Origin of the sequence: Rhizobium sp. P32RR-XVIII, from assembly GCF_012641395.1 — a bacterium.
Lineage (GTDB): Bacteria > Pseudomonadota > Alphaproteobacteria > Rhizobiales > Rhizobiaceae > Rhizobium.
This window is the reverse complement of record NZ_JABAIH010000006.1, coordinates 264,497-282,559: the sequence shown is the minus strand read 5'-3', so window position 1 is coordinate 282,559 and position 18,063 is coordinate 264,497. Positions and strand designations below refer to the sequence as shown.

20 protein-coding genes and 1 other RNA gene are annotated in these 18,063 nt (G+C 60.2%); 13 read left to right on the top strand and 8 right to left on the bottom strand.

Annotation, left to right across the window (positions count from 1 at the left end; genetic code table 11):
- Positions 1-120: 120 nt before the first annotated feature.
- A complete protein-coding gene (locus HGP14_RS19625; RefSeq protein ID WP_168831554.1) occupies positions 121-615 on the bottom strand; it encodes an SRPBCC domain-containing protein in 495 nt (164 codons plus the stop codon).
- 56 nt (positions 616-671) lie between these two features.
- On the opposite strand from HGP14_RS19625, the gene HGP14_RS19620 reads away from it, so the two are divergent.
- Positions 672-998, top strand: a complete 327-nt coding sequence (locus HGP14_RS19620; protein WP_168831553.1) for a helix-turn-helix transcriptional regulator — start codon at positions 672-674, stop codon at positions 996-998.
- 41 nt (positions 999-1,039) lie between these two features.
- Here the strand turns inward: HGP14_RS19620 and HGP14_RS19615 are convergent, their stop codons facing one another.
- Positions 1,040-2,236: an MFS transporter gene (locus HGP14_RS19615; RefSeq protein WP_168831552.1), complete on the bottom strand. Its 1,197-nt coding sequence runs from the start codon at positions 2,234-2,236 to the stop codon at positions 1,040-1,042.
- 275 nt (positions 2,237-2,511) lie between these two features.
- Between HGP14_RS19615 and HGP14_RS19610 the strand changes: the two genes are divergently transcribed.
- Positions 2,512-2,913 (top strand): hypothetical protein, encoded by a 402-nt coding sequence (locus HGP14_RS19610; RefSeq protein ID WP_168831645.1) that lies wholly within the window; start codon positions 2,512-2,514, stop codon positions 2,911-2,913.
- Between the two features lie 71 nt (positions 2,914-2,984).
- On the opposite strand, the gene HGP14_RS19605 is transcribed toward HGP14_RS19610, so the two are convergent.
- A complete protein-coding gene (locus tag HGP14_RS19605; protein WP_168831551.1) occupies positions 2,985-3,914 on the bottom strand; it encodes a LysR substrate-binding domain-containing protein in 930 nt (309 codons plus the stop codon).
- An 11-nt stretch (positions 3,915-3,925) separates the two neighbouring features.
- On the opposite strand from HGP14_RS19605, the gene HGP14_RS19600 reads away from it, so the two are divergent.
- Complete coding sequence (locus HGP14_RS19600; protein ID WP_168831550.1) at positions 3,926-4,168, top strand: hypothetical protein; 243 nt, start codon at positions 3,926-3,928, stop codon at positions 4,166-4,168.
- Position 4,169: 1 nt separating this feature from the next.
- On the opposite strand, the gene ssrS is transcribed toward HGP14_RS19600, so the two are convergent.
- The 3 genes from ssrS to HGP14_RS19585 form a co-directional block, all read right to left on the bottom strand.
- Positions 4,170-4,328: non-coding RNA, 6S RNA (ssrS, locus tag HGP14_RS19595), on the bottom strand.
- A 62-nt stretch (positions 4,329-4,390) separates the two neighbouring features.
- Positions 4,391-4,768: a cell division protein ZapA gene (locus tag HGP14_RS19590; protein WP_168831549.1), complete on the bottom strand. Its 378-nt coding sequence runs from the start codon at positions 4,766-4,768 to the stop codon at positions 4,391-4,393.
- Positions 4,769-4,783: 15 nt separating this feature from the next.
- Positions 4,784-5,059 carry a DUF4164 domain-containing protein gene (locus HGP14_RS19585; RefSeq protein ID WP_086995076.1) on the bottom strand — a complete coding sequence of 92 codons (276 nt, stop codon included), beginning with the start codon at positions 5,057-5,059 and terminating at the stop codon, positions 4,784-4,786.
- A 340-nt stretch (positions 5,060-5,399) separates the two neighbouring features.
- Between HGP14_RS19585 and tkt the strand changes: the two genes are divergently transcribed.
- From tkt to HGP14_RS19550, 7 genes are all read left to right on the top strand, one after another.
- Positions 5,400-7,373, top strand: a complete 1,974-nt coding sequence (gene tkt / locus HGP14_RS19580; protein WP_168831548.1) for a transketolase — start codon at positions 5,400-5,402, stop codon at positions 7,371-7,373.
- Positions 7,374-7,433: 60 nt separating this feature from the next.
- Positions 7,434-8,444 (top strand): type I glyceraldehyde-3-phosphate dehydrogenase, encoded by a 1,011-nt coding sequence (gene gap, locus HGP14_RS19575; protein WP_168831547.1) that lies wholly within the window; start codon positions 7,434-7,436, stop codon positions 8,442-8,444.
- Positions 8,445-8,583: 139 nt separating this feature from the next.
- Positions 8,584-9,081 (top strand): GNAT family N-acetyltransferase, encoded by a 498-nt coding sequence (locus HGP14_RS19570; RefSeq protein ID WP_168831546.1) that lies wholly within the window; start codon positions 8,584-8,586, stop codon positions 9,079-9,081.
- A 289-nt stretch (positions 9,082-9,370) separates the two neighbouring features.
- Positions 9,371-11,242 carry a potassium/proton antiporter gene (locus HGP14_RS19565; RefSeq protein ID WP_168831545.1) on the top strand — a complete coding sequence of 624 codons (1,872 nt, stop codon included), beginning with the start codon at positions 9,371-9,373 and terminating at the stop codon, positions 11,240-11,242.
- A gap of 71 nt (positions 11,243-11,313) precedes the next feature.
- Entirely contained in the window at positions 11,314-12,513 is a 1,200-nt protein-coding gene (locus HGP14_RS19560) for a phosphoglycerate kinase (protein ID WP_168831544.1), read from the top strand.
- Positions 12,514-12,729: 216 nt separating this feature from the next.
- The gene (locus HGP14_RS19555; protein ID WP_168831543.1) at positions 12,730-13,755 is read left to right on the top strand and encodes a class I fructose-bisphosphate aldolase; all 1,026 of its coding nucleotides are present in this window, start codon (positions 12,730-12,732) and stop codon (positions 13,753-13,755) included.
- 129 nt (positions 13,756-13,884) lie between these two features.
- Positions 13,885-14,802: a PhzF family phenazine biosynthesis protein gene (locus HGP14_RS19550; RefSeq protein WP_168831542.1), complete on the top strand. Its 918-nt coding sequence runs from the start codon at positions 13,885-13,887 to the stop codon at positions 14,800-14,802.
- On the opposite strand, the gene HGP14_RS19545 is transcribed toward HGP14_RS19550, so the two are convergent.
- Positions 14,799-14,963 (bottom strand): hypothetical protein, encoded by a 165-nt coding sequence (locus HGP14_RS19545; RefSeq protein WP_168831541.1) that lies wholly within the window; start codon positions 14,961-14,963, stop codon positions 14,799-14,801. The two genes, HGP14_RS19550 and HGP14_RS19545, sit on opposite strands and share 4 nt — an antisense overlap.
- 171 nt (positions 14,964-15,134) lie before the next feature.
- Here HGP14_RS19545 and HGP14_RS19540 point away from each other — a divergent pair, with 171 nt between their 5' ends.
- The 3 genes from HGP14_RS19540 to HGP14_RS19530 all read left to right on the top strand — a co-directional run bounded on the left by HGP14_RS19540 (position 15,135) and on the right by HGP14_RS19530 (position 17,520).
- On the top strand, positions 15,135-16,415 hold the full coding sequence (locus tag HGP14_RS19540; protein ID WP_168831540.1) for an MFS transporter: 1,281 nt from the start codon (positions 15,135-15,137) through the stop codon (positions 16,413-16,415).
- 22 nt (positions 16,416-16,437) lie between these two features.
- On the top strand, positions 16,438-16,629 hold the full coding sequence (locus tag HGP14_RS19535; RefSeq protein WP_168831539.1) for a DUF1192 domain-containing protein: 192 nt from the start codon (positions 16,438-16,440) through the stop codon (positions 16,627-16,629).
- Positions 16,630-17,004: 375 nt separating this feature from the next.
- A complete protein-coding gene (locus tag HGP14_RS19530; protein WP_168831538.1) occupies positions 17,005-17,520 on the top strand; it encodes a DUF1465 family protein in 516 nt (171 codons plus the stop codon).
- A gap of 146 nt (positions 17,521-17,666) precedes the next feature.
- Here HGP14_RS19530 and rpmE read toward each other — a convergent pair whose 3' ends face one another.
- The gene (gene rpmE / locus HGP14_RS19525; protein ID WP_168831537.1) at positions 17,667-17,888 is read right to left on the bottom strand and encodes a 50S ribosomal protein L31; all 222 of its coding nucleotides are present in this window, start codon (positions 17,886-17,888) and stop codon (positions 17,667-17,669) included.
- Between the last annotated feature and the right edge of the window lie 175 nt (positions 17,889-18,063).

The following is an 18,063-nucleotide window of genomic DNA, read 5'->3' as shown; positions in this document are numbered from 1 at the left end:
CTAATCGATATGATCGGGGAAACTAGCACTCGCGATCCAGCAGGCAAGCAAAGTCTCTGTCACATTAAAGCGAAGGCGGCTCCCACCCGTCCGCCGCGCGGACGAGATGGAGCCGTTCGCTCATTTAAGCGCCTCGTAATCCGGGGCCTCGGCCGGCTCACCGCGCATCTCGCTCAGGAACATGCCGTCACGCAGGTTGATGCCATATTCGACAAAGGCCTTCATGCAGCAGAGCATATTGGTCCAGCCCTCGCAGTTGAGATAGGTGCCGCGCCGGCCGGCCTCATCCTCATGCCAGCCATTCTCGGAGATCGTCACCATCGTTCCGCCATCGTCCAGCGCTTCGAACTTCATCTCGACGATCGTCTTGTACCGGGCGTTGTTCGCATCGGCCCCTCCATCCCAGCGGAGGACGATCAGTTTTTCCGGAACGAGATCGACGACTTCAACCGGAGCATCCTTCCACCACGTCACCGTCGTGCCTTTGACAAGCGGCGCGCTCGCTCCGCCGATCGTCGTGAAATAGCTTGAGAGCTTTTTCGGATTGACCACCGCATCGAAGACTTCTGCAGCCGGGCGACCGATCCGGCCGCCGACGCGAATACCGAGGGACATGGCCCTTCCTCCTCTTTTCCATTGAGCCTGCGGGCATTATGTTATAAAAACATAACATGTCAAGCGAATCAGACGACGACCCCGTTTTCAAGGCTCTGGCGCACCGTCGCCGCCGCGAGATTCTGGATCTGTTGAAGGAAGGCCCGCGCACGACCGGCATGCTCTGCGAGACCTTCGCGGACATGGACCGCTGCACGGTGATGCAGCATCTCAAAGTATTGGAGGAAGCCGATCTCGTGATGGCGAAGAAGGAAGGCCGCGAACGCTGGAACCACCTCAACAGCCTGCCGATCAAGCACATCTACGACCGCTGGATCAGCGCCTATGCCGGGCATGCTCTATCCATCATCGACCGGCTGAAGAGTGACCTCGAAGGCCAATGAAAAACGGGCGCCCCAGGCGCCCATTTTTCATGCTGGAAAGATCAAGCCGCGGCCTTCCGCAGGGGTTCGGCCTCCGAAATCGGACGGCGGTCGAGCGCTGAGCTTCGCAAGGTCAGAAGCAGCGCGACCGCGACGAGGATCGCGCCGACCCAGGGGGTAGCGGCGAGCCCGAGCGAGGATTCCACGACGATACCGCCGATCCAGGCACCCATGGCGATTCCGAGGTTGAAGGCGGCGATATTGAGCGCCGAGGCGACATCGACGGCGGCCGGGCGGACCTGCCGCGCCAGCTGCACGACGTAGAGCTGCAGCCCAGGCACGTTGGCGAAGGACAGGAAGCCGAGCGCCGCAAGCGTCGGGATCGTCAGCCAGGGCGAAGCCGCCGTGAAGCTGAACAGCACCAGCACGATCGTCTGCGCGACGAAGAGCCAAGTCAGCGCCTTCACGGGATCGCGGTTGGCGATACGCCCGCCGACGACATTACCGACTGCAATGGCAAGACCGTAGAGGACAAGGATCAGGCTGACGGCGGAGGCGGAAAACCCGGCGACCTCCTGCAGGATCGATGCGAGAAAGGTGAAGGCAACGAAAGTGCCGCCATAGCCGAGAGCAGTCATTGCAAAGACAATCAGCAGCCGACCGCTGCCGAGAACGCCGACCTGCTGCTTGAGTGTCGCGGGTTCGGCCTTCGTGAGGTTCGACGGCAGCAGCAGGGCAATTGCAGCAAAGGCGATCACGCCGAGCACGGCCACGGCAGCAAACGTCGCCCGCCATCCGAAGGTCTGGCCGATGAAAGTGCCGAGCGGAACGCCGGTGACGATCGCGACGGTCAATCCCATGAACATCATGGCAATGGCAGAGGCGCGGCGGTTTTCCGGCACGAGGTCGGCGGCGATCGTCGAGCCGACGGAGAAGAATACGCCATGCGCGAAGGCTGAGAGCACGCGTGCGATGAGCAGCGGCGCATAAGCGGGGCTAAGTGACGCCATGGCATTGCCGGCAACGAAGAGCGCCATCAGCCCGAGCAGCAGCGGCTTGCGTTCGATCCGTCCGGTCAATGCCGTCAGGATCGGCGCGCCGAAGGTGACGCCAAGCGCATAGACGCTGACAATGAGACCGGCGAGCGGCAGAGTGATATGGAGGTCGCTGGCGACTGTCGGCAGCAGACCGACGATGACGAATTCCGTGGTTCCGATCGCATAGGCCGCGATCGTCAGAGCAAAAAGAGCAAGTGGCATGAATTGACCCGATCGATGACGCACCCGGGACTTGGGCGCCTGGTTCTTGTTCGGGTCCGAATGTGGGTGAGCGGCTTTCCTGAATTAATCCCTCGCAAAGCGCAACACTTGTGAATTGAATTCATCAAATTCCGTCATGAGCGGCCGAGCTCGACGCCGGAAGTTTGTAAGAATCGGAAATAGTTTGTTACTAAACCTTTATAAAAGCTGATGTTTTTCGACTTGCCGCGCACCGAGACATGCAGGATATTGCTTCCAACCTTGAGGAAGCCGTCATGATCAGAATGATTCAAGATCCCGCTGAACTGGCCGGTGAAGACATTACTGGCAAATATATCCTGCGGAAGCTGAACTATCACTGGTTCGCTTACGGCAAGGCGGCCATTGTAACGGCCTGCAAAGGAACAATCCTGTCCCTCGACCGCGAGGAAACGGTCTACTCGGAACGTTGGGGCCGCCGTGCCTATAGCGGTACGGGCAAGCGCTATCCTGGCGGCGTCTGTCCTATATCGGCGGTCGCGTGCGTCTGCGATACGCCGGACGATGTGAATGCGGTCATCCAGCTGGATGTCGAAGCGCAGGACGAATTTTATCAGCTGATCGCCAAGGCAGAAGCCCGGGTGCAGGCCCTCGCCTCTTCCTCCCAGAACAGGTTGTTTCTGGCAGCAGCCGAATAAGGCTAAAGCTGGACCACCGCGTCCACTAAGGCCGGCGACTATCGGCGCTTCCCGCGTGCTCCATCAACGAGCTACCGGCGGAATTGCTCCTGCCCGGTCTCGCCGACGAGCCATTTCCTGAAAAGCGCTACCGAAGATTTCTCCAAGGCGCCGGCCGGATAGAGCATGGCATAATTCAGTGCAGCCGGCTGCTGTTCGACAAAGCAACGTACGAGCTTGCCTGAATCGAGGTCTGCGCCCACGAGCGAGCTGCGGACAAGCGCAAAGCCCTCTCCCCTGCCGCAGGCTTCCAGCATCTCCTCGAAAGCATCGAAGACCTGCGCATCGCGAACCGCCGCCACGATGTCAAAACCGGCAAGCTCCCCGGCTTTGGGATCGCCGCCAATCTGTTCGTACCATCGCTGCCAGTCGAGCACCGTGTGCCGCATGCCGCGATAGAGAAGCAAGGGCGCTGCGCGAATGGCGCCTCGGCTCGGAAGCCTGCGAGACAGCTCGGGCGCGCAGACCACGAATTCATCGTCGAGCAACAGCGGTTCGGTGACGAGATCAGGCCCCCCGCGTCCAAGCCAGATTGCCAAATCGACGCTTGCGAAATCCGGCCGCTGATAAGCGACGGCCGTCCGGACCTCGATTTTGGGATAGCGGCGGCAGAATGATTCCAGCCGCGGCGCAAGCCATTGGCTCGAAAACTCCGGTGTCGTAGCTATGACAAGCGAAGGACTGGCGCTGGCCGCTCGTCCGTGATGCAGGACCGTTTCGAGCGCTGTCAACGCAGCGGAAATTTCCGGCTGAAGCTTGAGCCCGAGCGGCGAAAGCCGCGCTCCGTGCCGCCCGCGCTCGAAAAGTCGGCCACCCATCCAGCCTTCCAGCTGGGCGATCTGATGGCTGATGGCGGTCTGCGTCAGCCCAAGCCGCTCCGCCGCGCGGCCAAAGCCGCCCGTCTCCGCGATGGCGCAGAAGGCCTGCAGTGTCGAAAGCGGCGGCAACGGACGGTCTGACATGAAAATCTCTCATGAATATTGACAGCGAGTTTCATTATACGCCAGACCGGTTCGCACCTAAATTGGCGTCATGGAGAAAGACCATGACGCTTACGATGAAAATCCTGAATGTATTGGTGCGGTTTCAGAGCGTCCTTGCCGATGCCAGGCTACGCGAACCCGCGGCACGCCCACAGGCTGCGGCCGCGCTGAGCAGCCATATCAAAAAAGATATCGGGATAGACGAGGGGCGGACATCGTCCGCTGAAGGATGATGCGCGATCCACGCAACCGATGGAAGCGTTCGATCCTGGGCGCCTACGAAAGTAGGTGGGCGCCGTATGTCCAGACCCACGAGCCCGGACAGGGACAGCTCCCATAGGATCGGGTAAGGCCCCGAGGATTCATTGTTCCTGTCGAGAGGCGCAGACCGCGAAGACGAATATAGGGGTATTCGGGCGTCCGCACCAGTGGGTGCGGCAGCCATCCAGGCAATTTTAATTGAGCTCCGCCGGCGCGCGGCCGTTGAGTTTGTCGGTGATGCCGCGAATGCGGTTCGTCACCTCGCCGATTGCTTCAGCAAGGCTTTCTTCCGTCCGCGCGGTGGCAGCGAGAACCGTGTCGCGATGGCCGCGCAGCGTTGCGAGTTCGGCTTCCAGCCCGGCCAAACGGCGGCTCAGCTCGGAGATTTCGTCCATTACCATGATCCCCGCCATGACGGTGATCCGCAAATCTCCGATTTCGCCAAACTGCCCCTTAAGATGGCCGACATAGCGGTCGAAGCGGTCGGCGAGGTCGGTCAGGTGTTCTTCCTGCCCCTCCTCACAGGCCATTCGGTAGGCTTTTCCGTCAATCGTTACCGTTACCTGCGCCATAGCAGTGTCTTTCCATTAGCGGTCCAGGACCGCGCGGATCGTTTCCATCGCCGTTACCAACCTTCGCGAAACTTCGCGATTGACCTCTTCCAGCCGGTTGGCACGGAATTCGGCCTGGTCCAACTCCTGCGCGAGCTTGGAACGGTCGGCATGAACGCGCCGAACCTCGCCTTCGATATCGCCCTGCTCGCGCTGGCGCTCAATGCGCATGTCCACGGCGTTTTCCAGCCCGGAAATAGCTTGCTTCAGCTCGTTGAGCGCCGCTTCCATGGTTTTACCTGTGGGAGTCATGTCGCTGTCCGTTCCTTCGCGCGAGACCTCTCGAATCGGCATCCAATGCAGGTCCAGTGATTTCAAAAGGATATGCAGCTAGCTGACGGCACGTCAATAAAAGCCGTGTCACGGCATGGGCCCTATCTTGTGGATGACGGAATGTTCATACCACGCAGGCGAGGACTCGTCTTTTGTACAACCACTCGGTCAAAAGTCAAAAATCGCCGTAACGTGACCCCGACATGGCCCGCCGTTTATTGACTTGGCCGTTCCAACTGCTATGTCTCACCGCGCTTTCATCGATGGTCTTCAGAAGGCTCAAGGCCATCTCCTGACACCGGAACCCCGTGGAAAAGCCATGACCTCTCCCGAACAACATGATCGCATGGCCAATGCGATCCGTTTCCTCTCCATGGACGCCGTCGAAAAGGCAAATTCGGGCCACCCGGGCCTGCCCATGGGTATGGCGGATGTCGCCACCGTTCTCTTCACCAAGTATCTGCGCTTCGACCCAAAGAAGCCGCACTGGCCAAACCGCGACCGTTTCGTGCTGTCAGCCGGCCACGGCTCGATGCTGCTCTATTCGGTGCTTTACCTGACCGGCTACCCCGACATGACGATCGAGGAGATCAAGCGGTTCCGCCAGCTCGGCTCCAAGACCGCCGGCCACCCGGAATACGGCCACGCGACGGGCATCGAAACGACGACCGGGCCGCTCGGCCAGGGCATTGCCAACTCCGTCGGCATGGCTATTGCAGAGCGGAAGCTGCGCGAGGAATTCGGCGCCGATCTGCTCGATCATTATACCTATGTCATCTCCGGAGACGGCTGCCTCATGGAAGGCATCAGCCAGGAAGCGATAGCGCTTGCCGGCCATCTGAAGCTCAACAAGCTCATCGTCTTCTGGGATAACAACTCGATCACCATCGATGGTGCCGTCTCTCTGTCTGACTCCACCGACCAGGTTGCCCGCTTCAAGGCGGCTCACTGGAACACGATCGAACTGGACGGCCACGACCAGGCCGCCATCGGCGCGGCGATCGAAGCGGCGCAGAAGTCCGATCGCCCGACGCTGATCGCCTGCAAGACCATCATCGGCTTCGGCGCGCCGAACAAGCAGGGCACCCACAAGGTGCACGGCAACCCGCTCGGCGCCGACGAAATCGCTGCGACCCGCGAGGCGCTGAACTGGCACGCCGAAGCCTTCGTCGTCCCGGAGGACATTCTGGATACCTGGCGCAAGGCCGGCACGCGCTCTACTGAGGCCGTGAAGGCCTGGGAAGGCCGTCTCGCCGCCTCCGACAAGAAGGCCGAGTTCACCCGCCGCTTCGCCGGCGAACTGCCGCAAGGTTTCGATGCCGCCATCAGCGAATACAAGAAGAAGCTCGCCGAAACGAAGCCGACGGTGGCAACCCGCAAGGCTTCGGAAGATGCGCTCGAAGTCATCAACGGCTTCCTGCCTGAAACGCTCGGCGGCTCGGCCGACCTGACGCCGTCGAACAACACCAAGACCAGCCAGATGCATTCGATCACGCCGACGGACTTCGCCGGCCGCTACATGCATTATGGCATCCGCGAACACGGCATGGCGGCCGCGATGAACGGGATCTCGCTGCATGGCGGCCTGATCCCCTACGGCGGCGGCTTCCTCATCTTCTCGGACTATTGCCGCCCGCCGATCCGTCTGGCGGCGCTGATGGGCATTCGCGTCATTCACGTGCTGACGCACGACTCGATCGGCCTCGGAGAAGACGGGCCGACGCACCAGCCGGTCGAACAGCTTGCGGCATTGCGCGCTGTACCGAACCTGATGATCTTCCGTCCGGCCGACGCGACGGAAACCGCCGAATGCTGGCAGATCGCCATCAAGACGAAGAACCGTCCGTCGGGCCTGGCGCTCACCCGCCAGAACCTCTCGGCCGTCCGCACGGAATACAGCGAGAAGAACCTCTCGGCACAGGGCGCCTACACGCTCGCCGGAGCCGACGACGCCAAGGTTACGATTTTCGCAACGGGCTCTGAAGTCGAGATCGCCGTTGCCGCACGGGCAGCGCTGGAAGGTAAGGGCGTTTCCACCCGCGTCGTCTCGGTCCCATGCACCGAGCTCTTCTTCGAGCAGCCGGAAGCCTATCGCAAGGCGGTCATCGGCAACTCGCCGGTAAAGATCGCCGTCGAAGCCGCCGTCCGCGAAGGCTGGGACGCTTTCATCGGCCCTGAAGGCACCTTTATCGGCATGAAGAGCTTCGGCGCTTCTGGCCCGTACAAGGAGCTCTACAAGCATTTCGGCATCACGGCGGAAGCCGTCGTCGCCGCAGCAGAAGCCAAGCTCTAAGGGGAGCGCTCCGGCGCTCTCCACTCCACCGCAAGCCTTATATTCACGGAGTAAATGCTAATGACTGTAAAGGTTGCCATCAACGGCTTCGGCCGCATCGGCCGTAACGTTCTCCGCGCCATCGTCGAATCCGGCCGCACGGATATCGAAGTGGTCGCCATCAACGACCTCGGCCCTGTCGAGACCAACGCGCATCTGTTGCGCTACGACTCGATCCACGGCCGTTTCCCGGCAACGGTGAAGGTCGAAGGCGACACGATCATCGTCGGCAACAGCAAGCCGATCAAGGTGACAGCGATCAAGGACCCGGCGACGCTTCCGCACAGGGAACTCGGCGTCGACATCGCGATGGAATGCACCGGCATCTTCACCGCACGCGATAAGGCTGCCGCTCACCTGACGGCCGGCGCCAAGCGCGTCATCGTTTCGGCTCCTGCCGACGGCGCCGACCTGACCGTCGTCTTTGGCGTCAACCATGACCAGCTCACCAAGGAGCACACGGTCATCTCCAACGCCTCCTGCACGACGAACTGCCTCGTGCCGGTCGTGAAGGTTCTCGACGACGCCGTCGGCATCGACCACGGCTTCATGACCACCATCCACTCCTACACCGGCGACCAGCCGACGCTCGACACGATGCACAAGGATCTCTATCGCGCCCGCGCTGCGGCTCTGTCGATGATCCCAACCTCGACGGGCGCCGCCAAGGCCGTTGGCCTCGTTCTGCCGCATCTGAAGGGCAAGCTCGACGGTACGTCGATCCGCGTTCCGACCCCGAACGTCTCGGTCGTCGACTTCAAGTTCGTTGCCAAGAAGGCCACGACCGTCGGCGAAATCAACGAAGCGATCAAGGCTGCCGCAAACGGCAAGCTCAAGGGTATCCTCGGCTATACCGACGAGCCGCTCGTTTCCCGCGACTTCAACCATGACAGCCACTCCTCGATCTTCGCAACCGATCAGACGAAGGTCATGGAAGGCAACTTCGTGCGCGTCCTGTCCTGGTACGACAACGAGTGGGGCTTCTCCAGCCGCATGTCCGACACGGCCGTTGCTTTCGCAAAGCTCATCTAAGAGCGTCGCGATACAGATCGTCGAAAGCGGCTCGGGCAACCGGGCCGCTTTTATTTTGAGCGATTGACTGCGCTACGCGTTCCGTTTCGAATAGCACGAACTGCCCGCAGCTTACTCGGTAATAAGTGGATAGAAGACTATGGTGCATCTTGATATTCGACGTGCGAGCCCGGACGATGCAGAGGAACTCTGCGAGCTTCTCAATGAGATCATTGAAGCTGGCGGCACGACGGCCCTGGAAACCCCTCTTTCGATTGAGGAGCTGACCGACTGGTTCATTGCCGGCGAGTCCGCCTTGACCTGCCATGTCGCACAGGCGGGGGCGAGCATCGCCGGCTTCCAGTTCTTGAGCCTTTACGAAAATCTGCCTGAGGGATGGGCCGACATCGGAACCTTTTCCCGCATGAGCCCGAAGATACGCGGCGTCGGCACCGCGCTCTTCGCCGCAACCCTTTCCGCCGCCGAAGAACTCAGTATCGAGTTCATCAACGCAACCATCCGTGCCGACAATACCGGCGGACTGGCATACTATGAAAAGATGGGATTCCGCACCTATCGAACCCTCGAAAACATACCGCTCCGAGATGGTACGCTCGTGGATAGAATCCAGAAGCGATATCCGGTGAAGAAAATTTAAGCCGCCTCTAAGAGCCTCAAACAAAAAGTGCCTCGCTGGGTTCCCTGCCCTCCTCTCGCCTGATTTTCCTATAAATTCTTTATATAGATTCTTTCCCGTAGCATCCGCATCGGCCAGCCATCCGGCAAGCCGTTCAGCAGCATGGTACCGCAGGTGACCGAGGTTAAGCCGTTAGGCCTACCCTTCCGCCCTGTTTTGCCGTTTACTGGTGCAGCGGAACAAGCGTGGAGGGATGGAATCGCTGCAAGGCGGGGCGCGCTGGCAGTGCGGGCGTTGAAAGGGGATTGACGTGGAAGCATTCTATATCGTCGTGCTGGTATCAACGGCGCTCGTGCTTCTTGCGGCCTTTTCGAGCTTGCTCGCCTTTCGCTTCGGTGCTCCGCTCCTTCTGCTGTTTCTGGCGATTGGCCTTGCCGCGGGCGTCGACGGGCTCGGCATCGAATTCAACAACAACTATCTCGCCTACACCCTCGGCTCGATAGCGCTTGCCGTCATTCTTTTCGATTCCGGTTGCGGCACGTCGATCCAGGCCTTCAAACTTTCTGCCGTCCCGTCGCTGGCGCTTGCCTCCGTCGGCGTACTGTTGACCGCCAGCCTCTTTGCCGTAGCGGCAGTGTGGCTTCTTGGCTTCAGCTGGCTCGAAGGCTTGCTGCTCGGCTCGATCGTCGCCTCGACGGATGCGGCGGCCGTATTCTTCCTGCTGCGCATCGGCGGCATCAACATCCGCGACAAGGTGCGCTCGACACTGGAAGTCGAATCCGGCACCAACGATCCGATGGCAATCTTCCTTACCATTGCGCTGGTTGAACTGCTTGCCAGCGGCGAAGGCTATGCTGGCATTGATATCGGCATGCTCGCAATGTTCGTCGAGCAAATGGGCCTTGGCGTCATTCTCGGGCTGCTCGGCGGCATGATGATCGCGCAGGTGGTGGGCCGTCTGGACACCGACCGCGGCCTCACGCCGATCTTCGTGCTCGGCCTCGCCATGCTGGTCTTTTCCTTCACCGGCGCCGTCGGCGGGAGTGGCTTCCTGGCTGTCTATGTCGCGGGCATCTATGCCGGAAACCGCAAGCTGCCGGCGCTCGGCTCCGTCAAGCGCTTCCAGGACGGCCTGACCTGGCTGGCGCAGATCATCATGTTCCTCGTGCTTGGCCTGCTCGCCACGCCATCGCAGTTTCCGGCGATCGTCCTGCCTGCGGTTGCGCTTGCGCTCTTCCTGATTTTCGTCGCCCGCCCGCTTGCGGTCTGGCTTTCGCTGCTGCCCTTTGATTATACGCAGCAGGAGATCGGCTTCGTGGCCTGGGTCGGCCTCCGCGGTGCCGTCTCGATCCTGCTCGCCATCATGCCGATCCTTGGCGGGCTTCCGAACGGTCAAATCTACTTCAACACCGCCTTCATCATCGTGCTCGTCTCGCTATTGGTGCAGGGATGGACCATCAAGCCGGTGGCCAAGAAACTCGGCCTCATCGTTCCGCCACGCATGGGCGCGGTCGACAAGGTCGAGATTGATCTGCCGGGGGCGGCCAACCATGAACTGCTGTCCTATCGCGTCATAAAGGACAGCCCGGTCCTTCGCGGCGAGCGCATTCCGCGCTGGGCAACTCCTTCGCTCGTCATCCGCGACGGCAAGTCGATGCGCTATCAATATGCCGGCCGGCTGCGCGAAAACGATCTCGTCTATCTCTTCATCGCGCCTAGCTATTCGCGCCTGCTCGACCGGCTCTTCGCCAGCCGCGCTCCGGTGGACGCGGACGACGCGGATTTTTTCGGCGCCTTCGCGCTGTCACCGTCACGACCCGCTGCCGATCTCGACGCCGCCTACGGTCCGGGACTGCTGAACGAATCCGAGAAAGGCCTGACGATCGCGGAACTGATGAAGCAGCGTTTGGGCGGCAAGGCGGAGTATGCCGATCGCGTCCGTCTCGGGTCGATCATCCTGATCGTCCGCGACCTGGACGACCAGGATCACGTCACCTCCGTCGGCATGTCTCTCGAGGCTGTCGAGCCTGCCATCACGCTGCCGATCTTCATCAATTTGCGCGATATCATCCAACGCGTGCGAGACCGCCTCAAGGGCCGCAATGCCGCCGAAACGGCGGAAGCCGCACATGCATCGGGCGCGTCGGATCGTGATGAAACCGCGCGTCAAAACCATGGCTGAGCGCCTTGCGTCCTGAGGCATCCTTGCTATGGTCGGCCACCTTCCCAAGGCACTAACGAACGGATAGTCCAATGCCAGCTTTCAAGACCCTTGACGACCTCAACGACATCGCTGGAAAGCGTGTTCTCGTCCGCGTGGACCTCAACGTTCCGGTGAAAGACGGCAAGGTTACCGACACGACACGCATCGAACGCGTTGCACCGACGATCCTGGAATTGTCGCGGAAGGGCGCCAAGGTCATTCTGCTTGCGCATTTCGGCCGCCCCAAGGACGGCCCCTCGCCGGACCTCTCGCTCTCTCTGATCGCGCCGGACGTTTCGCGCGTGCTTGGCAAGCCGGTCGCGACCGCCTCCGACTGCATCGGCGAAGCCGCCGCTTCGGCTGTCGCCAAGATGAAGGATGGCGATATTCTGCTTCTTGAAAACACCCGCTTCCATAAGGGTGAGGAAAAGAACGATCCGGAGTTCACAAAAGCCCTTGCCGCCAGTGGCGATATCTATGTGAATGATGCCTTTTCCGCCGCACATCGCGCCCATTCTTCCACCGAAGGGCTTGCCCATCGGCTGCCTGCCTATGCCGGCCGCACGATGCAGCAGGAGCTCGAGGCGCTCGAAAAGGGCCTCGGCAATCCGCTTCGCCCGGTCGTCGCCATCGTCGGTGGCGCCAAGGTCTCCACCAAGATCGATCTGCTCATGAACCTGGTGAAGAAGGTTGACGCTTTGGTGATCGGCGGCGGCATGGCCAATACCTTTCTCGCTGCCCGCGGCACCAATGTCGGAAAGTCGCTCTGCGAACATGACCTCGCCGACACCGCAAAGCAGATCATGATCGAAGCTGCTTCCGCCGGCTGCGCCATCATCCTGCCGGAAGACGGCATCATCGCGCGCGAATTCAAGGCGGGCGCCGCCAACGAGACCGTCGATATCGGCGCCATTCCCGAAGACGCCATGGTCCTCGACGTTGGCCCGAAGTCTATCGAAGCCGTCAAGGCATGGATCGAGCGCGCGCAGACGCTTGTGTGGAACGGCCCGCTCGGCGCCTTCGAAATCGAACCCTTCGACAGGGCAACGGTGGCGGCGGCCAAATATGCGGGCGAACGCACCAAGGCCGGCAAACTCACCTCCGTCGCAGGCGGCGGCGATACGGTTTCGGCCCTGAACCATGCGGGTGTCGCCGATAACTTCAGCTATGTCTCGACCGCGGGGGGTGCCTTCCTCGAGTGGATGGAAGGCAAGGTCCTTCCGGGTGTTGCCGTTCTAAGCGGTAAATGATCAGCCGGCTGAGCTGGCAATCTAGCATGTCGTTAGACCGCGGGGCTCCCTCCGCGGTCTTCGTTTACGTGAAGAAAAAACTTATGAACTTTCAAACGATTGAAATGATTTCAATCGTTTCAATGACTTAGCGCTCCATTTTCCTTCCTATAAACTTCTGTTATCGCCGACCTATATTCATTGGTTGCCGATTTTTCTTGTAGTGGAGAACGTGAAATGAGCGAACGCTTGGAAGACATTGCAGCGAAGATGGTAGCGGATGGCCGGGGGCTGCTTGCCGCTGATGAATCGACCGGCACGATTGGAAAGCGCTTCGATACGATCGGTCTGAAATCGACTGAAACCAGCCGGCGCGACTACCGCGAGATGCTCTTCCGCTCCGAAGAGGCGATGAAGAATTGCATCTCGGGTGTGATTCTCTACGAGGAGACGCTCTTTCAGAAGGCGGCTGATGGCACCTCCTTCGTCGACATCATCAAGGCTGCGGGCAGCATTCCCGGCATCAAGGTCGATACCGGCGCCAAGCCGATGGCAAACTATCCGGGCGAAACGGTCACGGAAGGCCTGGACGGTCTCGCCGAGCGTCTGGCCAAATACTACGAGGCAGGCGCCCGCTTCGCCAAGTGGCGTGGTGTGATCGCCATCTCGTCCTCGCTCCCGACCTGGGGTTCAATGAAGGCGAACGCCCACGCGCTCGCCCGCTATGCCGCGCTCTGCCAGCAAGCCGGGATCGTGCCGATCGTCGAACCGGAATGCCTGATGGACGGCAAGCCGGGCGACCACAATATCGACCGCTGCGCCGAGGTCACCGAATGGACGCTGCGCACGGTCTTTGAAGAACTCGCCGATGCGCGCGTCAGCCTCGAGGGCATGATCCTGAAGCCGAACATGGTCATCGACGGCAAGAACGCCCGCAAGGCGTCTGTCGCGGAAGTGGCCGAACGCACCGTTCAGGTGCTGAAGCGCACCGTTCCGTCCGCAGTAGCCGGCATTGCCTTCCTCTCCGGCGGTCAGACCACCGAAGAAGCGACAGCTCACCTCTCGGCGATGAATGCCGCGTTCGAACTGCCCTGGAAGCTTACCTTCTCCTATGGCCGCGCCCTGCAGGACACGGCATTGAAGGCTTGGGGCGGAAAGCCCGAAAACGTCGCCGCCGGCCAGCGTGCCTTCAACCACCGCGCTGAGATGAACCGACTTGCCGCCAAGGGCACCTGGAAGCGGGAACTCGAACAGGCCGCTTGAGACGATGTGAAACCTGACGCGGGAGCCCGGCGCGCTGTGCCGGGCTTTTCCATTGTCACGGCGACAAGATTGCGCTTTGACGATCAAAAACCCTCGCTCATGATCGCGGCCTCAGACTGGGGAGCCGCGATGAGTATCCTTTCGTTTACGACCGTCGACGTTTTCACCGCCAACCGTTTCGAGGGCAATCCGCTCGCGGTCGTGATGGGTGCGGAGCAACTCGGTTCCGAGACGATGCAGAAGATCGCGGCGGAGTTCAAATATTCCGAAATAACCTTCGTCCTTCCGCCCAGGGATGCCGCCAACACGGCGAATGTCCGCATCTTCACGCCGACCATGGAGGTGCCTTTCGCCGGTCATCCGAACGTCGGAACGGCCCATGTCCTCGGCCAGCAGAGTGAAGTCTTCGGCAAGCCGGTCGGAGACACGCTGCGTTTCGAGGAGAAGGCCGGGCTGGTCGAGGTAACGCTCCGCCGCACCGAAGGCCGGGTCACCGCTGCAACGATCCGTGCGCCCAGACCGCTGCATGTGGGCCCCGATGTGTCCGAAGAAACGATCGCGCGGTGCATCGGCATTGATAGCGGCAAGATCGTCAAATCGAACCATCGCCCGGTTTTCGTCTCCGTCGGTCTCAGCTTCGCCGTCGCTGAACTCGATGGGTTGGAGACGCTTGGCGCAGCGAGGCCGAATCTTACGCATTTCCAGGCGGCCGCCGGTCCGACCGCCGAAGGCAACCACGATTTCTCGCTGTTCGTTTATGTCCGCGCGCCGGAGAAACCCTGGAATATCCGCGCCCGCATGTTCGCGCCGCTCGACAACGTTCCGGAAGATCCGGCGACCGGCGGCGCTTCCGCCGCGCTTGCTGCCTATCTCGTCTCGCTCGCACCCGAGCAAACCATCAACCAGCGTGTGACGATCGAGCAGGGTGTCGAAATGGGGCGCCGCAGCATCATCGAAGTCGACGTCGTCAAGAAGGACGGCATGGTAACCGACGTCTGGATTTCCGGCGAGTGCGTGCCAGTAATGCGCGGTGAGATCACTGTCTAGGCAATGAGGTCGCGTCCGAGAAGCGCAACCGCCCATATCGCGAAGGCAATCAACGCGATCTTCCAAAAGTCCATCCGCCGTCGCAAACCGGGAAACCCGAGCGGCTTGATGACCTGTACGACCATGGCAAGGATGAGCAAAAGCGCCAGCAGCTTCGTCATGGCATTATTTTCCAATATTATCAGAATGTCACAGGACGGACATTATTCCGCGCGAACACAGCATTTCTTCATGCCGTAACGGCATTCCGGGGCACAATCAACACTATTGGGACAGGGCGGGACAAAGTCTCGTCGCACGCATTTTTAGATCGAACTCGCCGAGAGTAGGAAATGAAAAGAAATCTGCTGTCCGTCGCTGCACTGCTTTTCGGAACGCTTTTCCTCTTCATGGGCAACGGCCTTCAGGGCATCCTGCTTCCCGTCCGCGGTAATCTCGAAGGCTATCATACAACCACGCTCGGCCTGCTCGGGACATCCTGGGCGACGGGCTTCGTAGTCGGCTGCCTCGTGGCCCCTAAAATGGTGCGGCGTGTCGGCCATGTACGCGCCTTCTCGGGCTTCATCTCGATCATCGCCATCATTGCACTCGTGAGCGGCATCATCATTGATCCAATCTGGTGGGTGGTGCTGCGCGCCGTCACGGGCTTCTCGACAGCCGGCACCTCGATGATCATCGAAAGCTGGCTGAATGAGCGCGCAACAAACGAGAGCCGGGGCGCGATCTTTTCGCTCTATATCGGCATCACGCTTTTGGGTGTGGTCGCCGGGCAGATGATGATCCCGCTCCAAGACGTACGCACACCGGTGCTCTTCATGGTCTGCGGCATCTTCTATTGCATCGCCATGCTGCCAACCACGCTCTCGACCGCCGCCTCCCCACAGCCGCTGAAGGCCGTGAAGCTTGACCTGCCTGCTCTTTACCGCAATTCGCCGGTTTCCTGCCTCGGCATCCTGCTGGTAGGCATCGCCAACGGCGCCTACGGCACGCTCGGCGCGGTCTTCGGCGCAGGTGCGGGACTGTCGGACACCAGCATCGCCGTGATGATGAGTTCCACCATTTTCGCCGGTGCGCTGATGCAGCTTCCAGCCGGCCGTCTTTCCGACCGCATTGACCGCCGCTACGTCTTGGCAGCCATGTCGGCGATCGCCGCGCTTGCCGGCCTTCTGATCGTCGTGCTGCATCCCTCGTCGCCAGCCTTTCTTATCGGCCTTGTGATCCTCTATGGCGCGGTCGCCAACACCCTCTATCCGGTTGCTGTCGCGCATGCGAACGACTTCGCTTCGTCCGAGGACTTTGTGAAGGTTTCGGGCGGACTCCTGCTGCTCTACGGCATCGGCACGGTGATCGGCCCGACGATCGGCGGGCCGGTGATGTCGATAGTCAGTCCGCATGCACTCTTCCTTGTCACCGCTCTCGCGCATGTTTTGATCACCGCTTACGCAATCATCCGTAGCCGTGTTCGCGCTCCAGTGCCCGTCGGCGAGCGAGAGGCCTACACGACAATCCCGACCGGCACCTCACCGATGCTGACGCCCGAAGGCATGTCGCTTGCCGAGCGCACATTGCCTACGCCTCCCGAAAGCGGCGATCCTGAGGTAAAGTACGGTTAAGAAACCGAACGGAGGATTGCCCATGAGCTTCATCGACGACGACCGGCCGCAAAAGAAAGTGGCTCACGAAATCGGAACCGATCTTTCCATGCTTTCCGTGGATGAATTGAAGGCGCGTGTGGAATTGCTGAAGGCGGAGATTGGCCGCATCGAAGCTGAGGCGGCGAGAAAGGCTTCGGATCGCGCGGCCGCCGAAAAGCTCTTCCGTTCCTAGAGCTGGCCGAGGCTGCAGGACAGGCGAAAAACTGTTGCGCAAGTCCTAATAGGAAACAGTCTTAACGCAATATTAAGCTTTATGAGATATTACTGTTCTCATCCAGATCTCGTCTGGATCTCAGACAGTTTTCCACGCGGTGAATTGGTCTGATTTTTCTCCCTGTTTTACCTTGAGAGCCGCTTTTGCGGCTCTTCTTTTTGCGCCGGCGCTCGTTCACCACGAAACTGTGGAAGTTAACCCTTTCTTAAGAAACGCCTTGCGCATTTAGGCTAAAGATACCATCTTCAAGACACAAAGACCGGTCTTTGAAACTTTCGTTTCAGACTGACGTTACCTGAACATATGTAGATGCGTGCAACAGGAACCATTTGAATGTCGGAAATTGGTTTGAATACGATCAGTTTTGCGGGCCGCGCCGCCGCATCCTCACAGTTTAAGACGTTGTATGCGGAAGGCATGTCGCTCGTCGAGGAAACGGCTGCCTACCTCGACGGCACCGGACGCGCTGCATCCAAGGTTCTGCCACGCATGGCTTCCGTCCTCTACGCTGCCGAGTCGATGCGCCTGACGACCCGCCTCATGCAGATGGCGTCGTGGCTGCTCCTGCAGCGGGCCGTCAACAACGGCGAGATGTCTCGGGATCAGGTGCTTGCTGAAAAGAGCAAAGTTCGCCTCGACGGCTTCAACGTAGACCGCAACGCGCCCGGCTGGAATGACCTGCCGGAAGCTTTCCGTGATCTTGTCGAACGTTCATTGCGCCTCCAGAACCGCGTCGCCCTTCTCGACCGGGAAATCTATCGCCCGTCGGAAGCTCCGATCGTTCCGGACAATCAAAACAGCGTTCAGGCGCAGCTGCATTTGTTGCAAACCGCTTTTGGCAACAACTGAGTTTTGTGGCGTTACATTTGAAAAGCCGGCCGTGGCGACGCGGCCGGCTTTTGCATTTTCGTCTTCCCGCTACTCTCTAGGACGACGGCAAACAAAAAGCCCGGCAAAAGCCGGGCTTTTTGTCAAATTCCGCAGCGCAGAAGCGATTAGAGGCCGAGGCCGCCGAAGCGCTTGTTGAACTTGGAAACGCGGCCGCCGCGGTCCATGAGCTGCTGGTTGCCGCCGGTCCAGGCCGGGTGGGACTTGGAATCGATTTCGAGGTTCATGACAGCGCCTTCCGAACCCCAGGTCGAGCGGGTTTCGTATTCGGTGCCATCGGTCATCACTACCTTGATGACGTGGTATTCGGGATGAATATCTGCCTTCATAACAATCTTCCTGCGATGCCAGGGTCCAATTTGACGCATGTCATTGCGGCAAGAGAACCGATTGAATAAATGAAGCCGCAGTCGCGAAGGCTACGGCTTCCCATTCGGATGCGCTGCCTATACATGAAGGCCATCCGGATAACAAGGGCCAACAAGCCGCCGACCCGCGGTATTG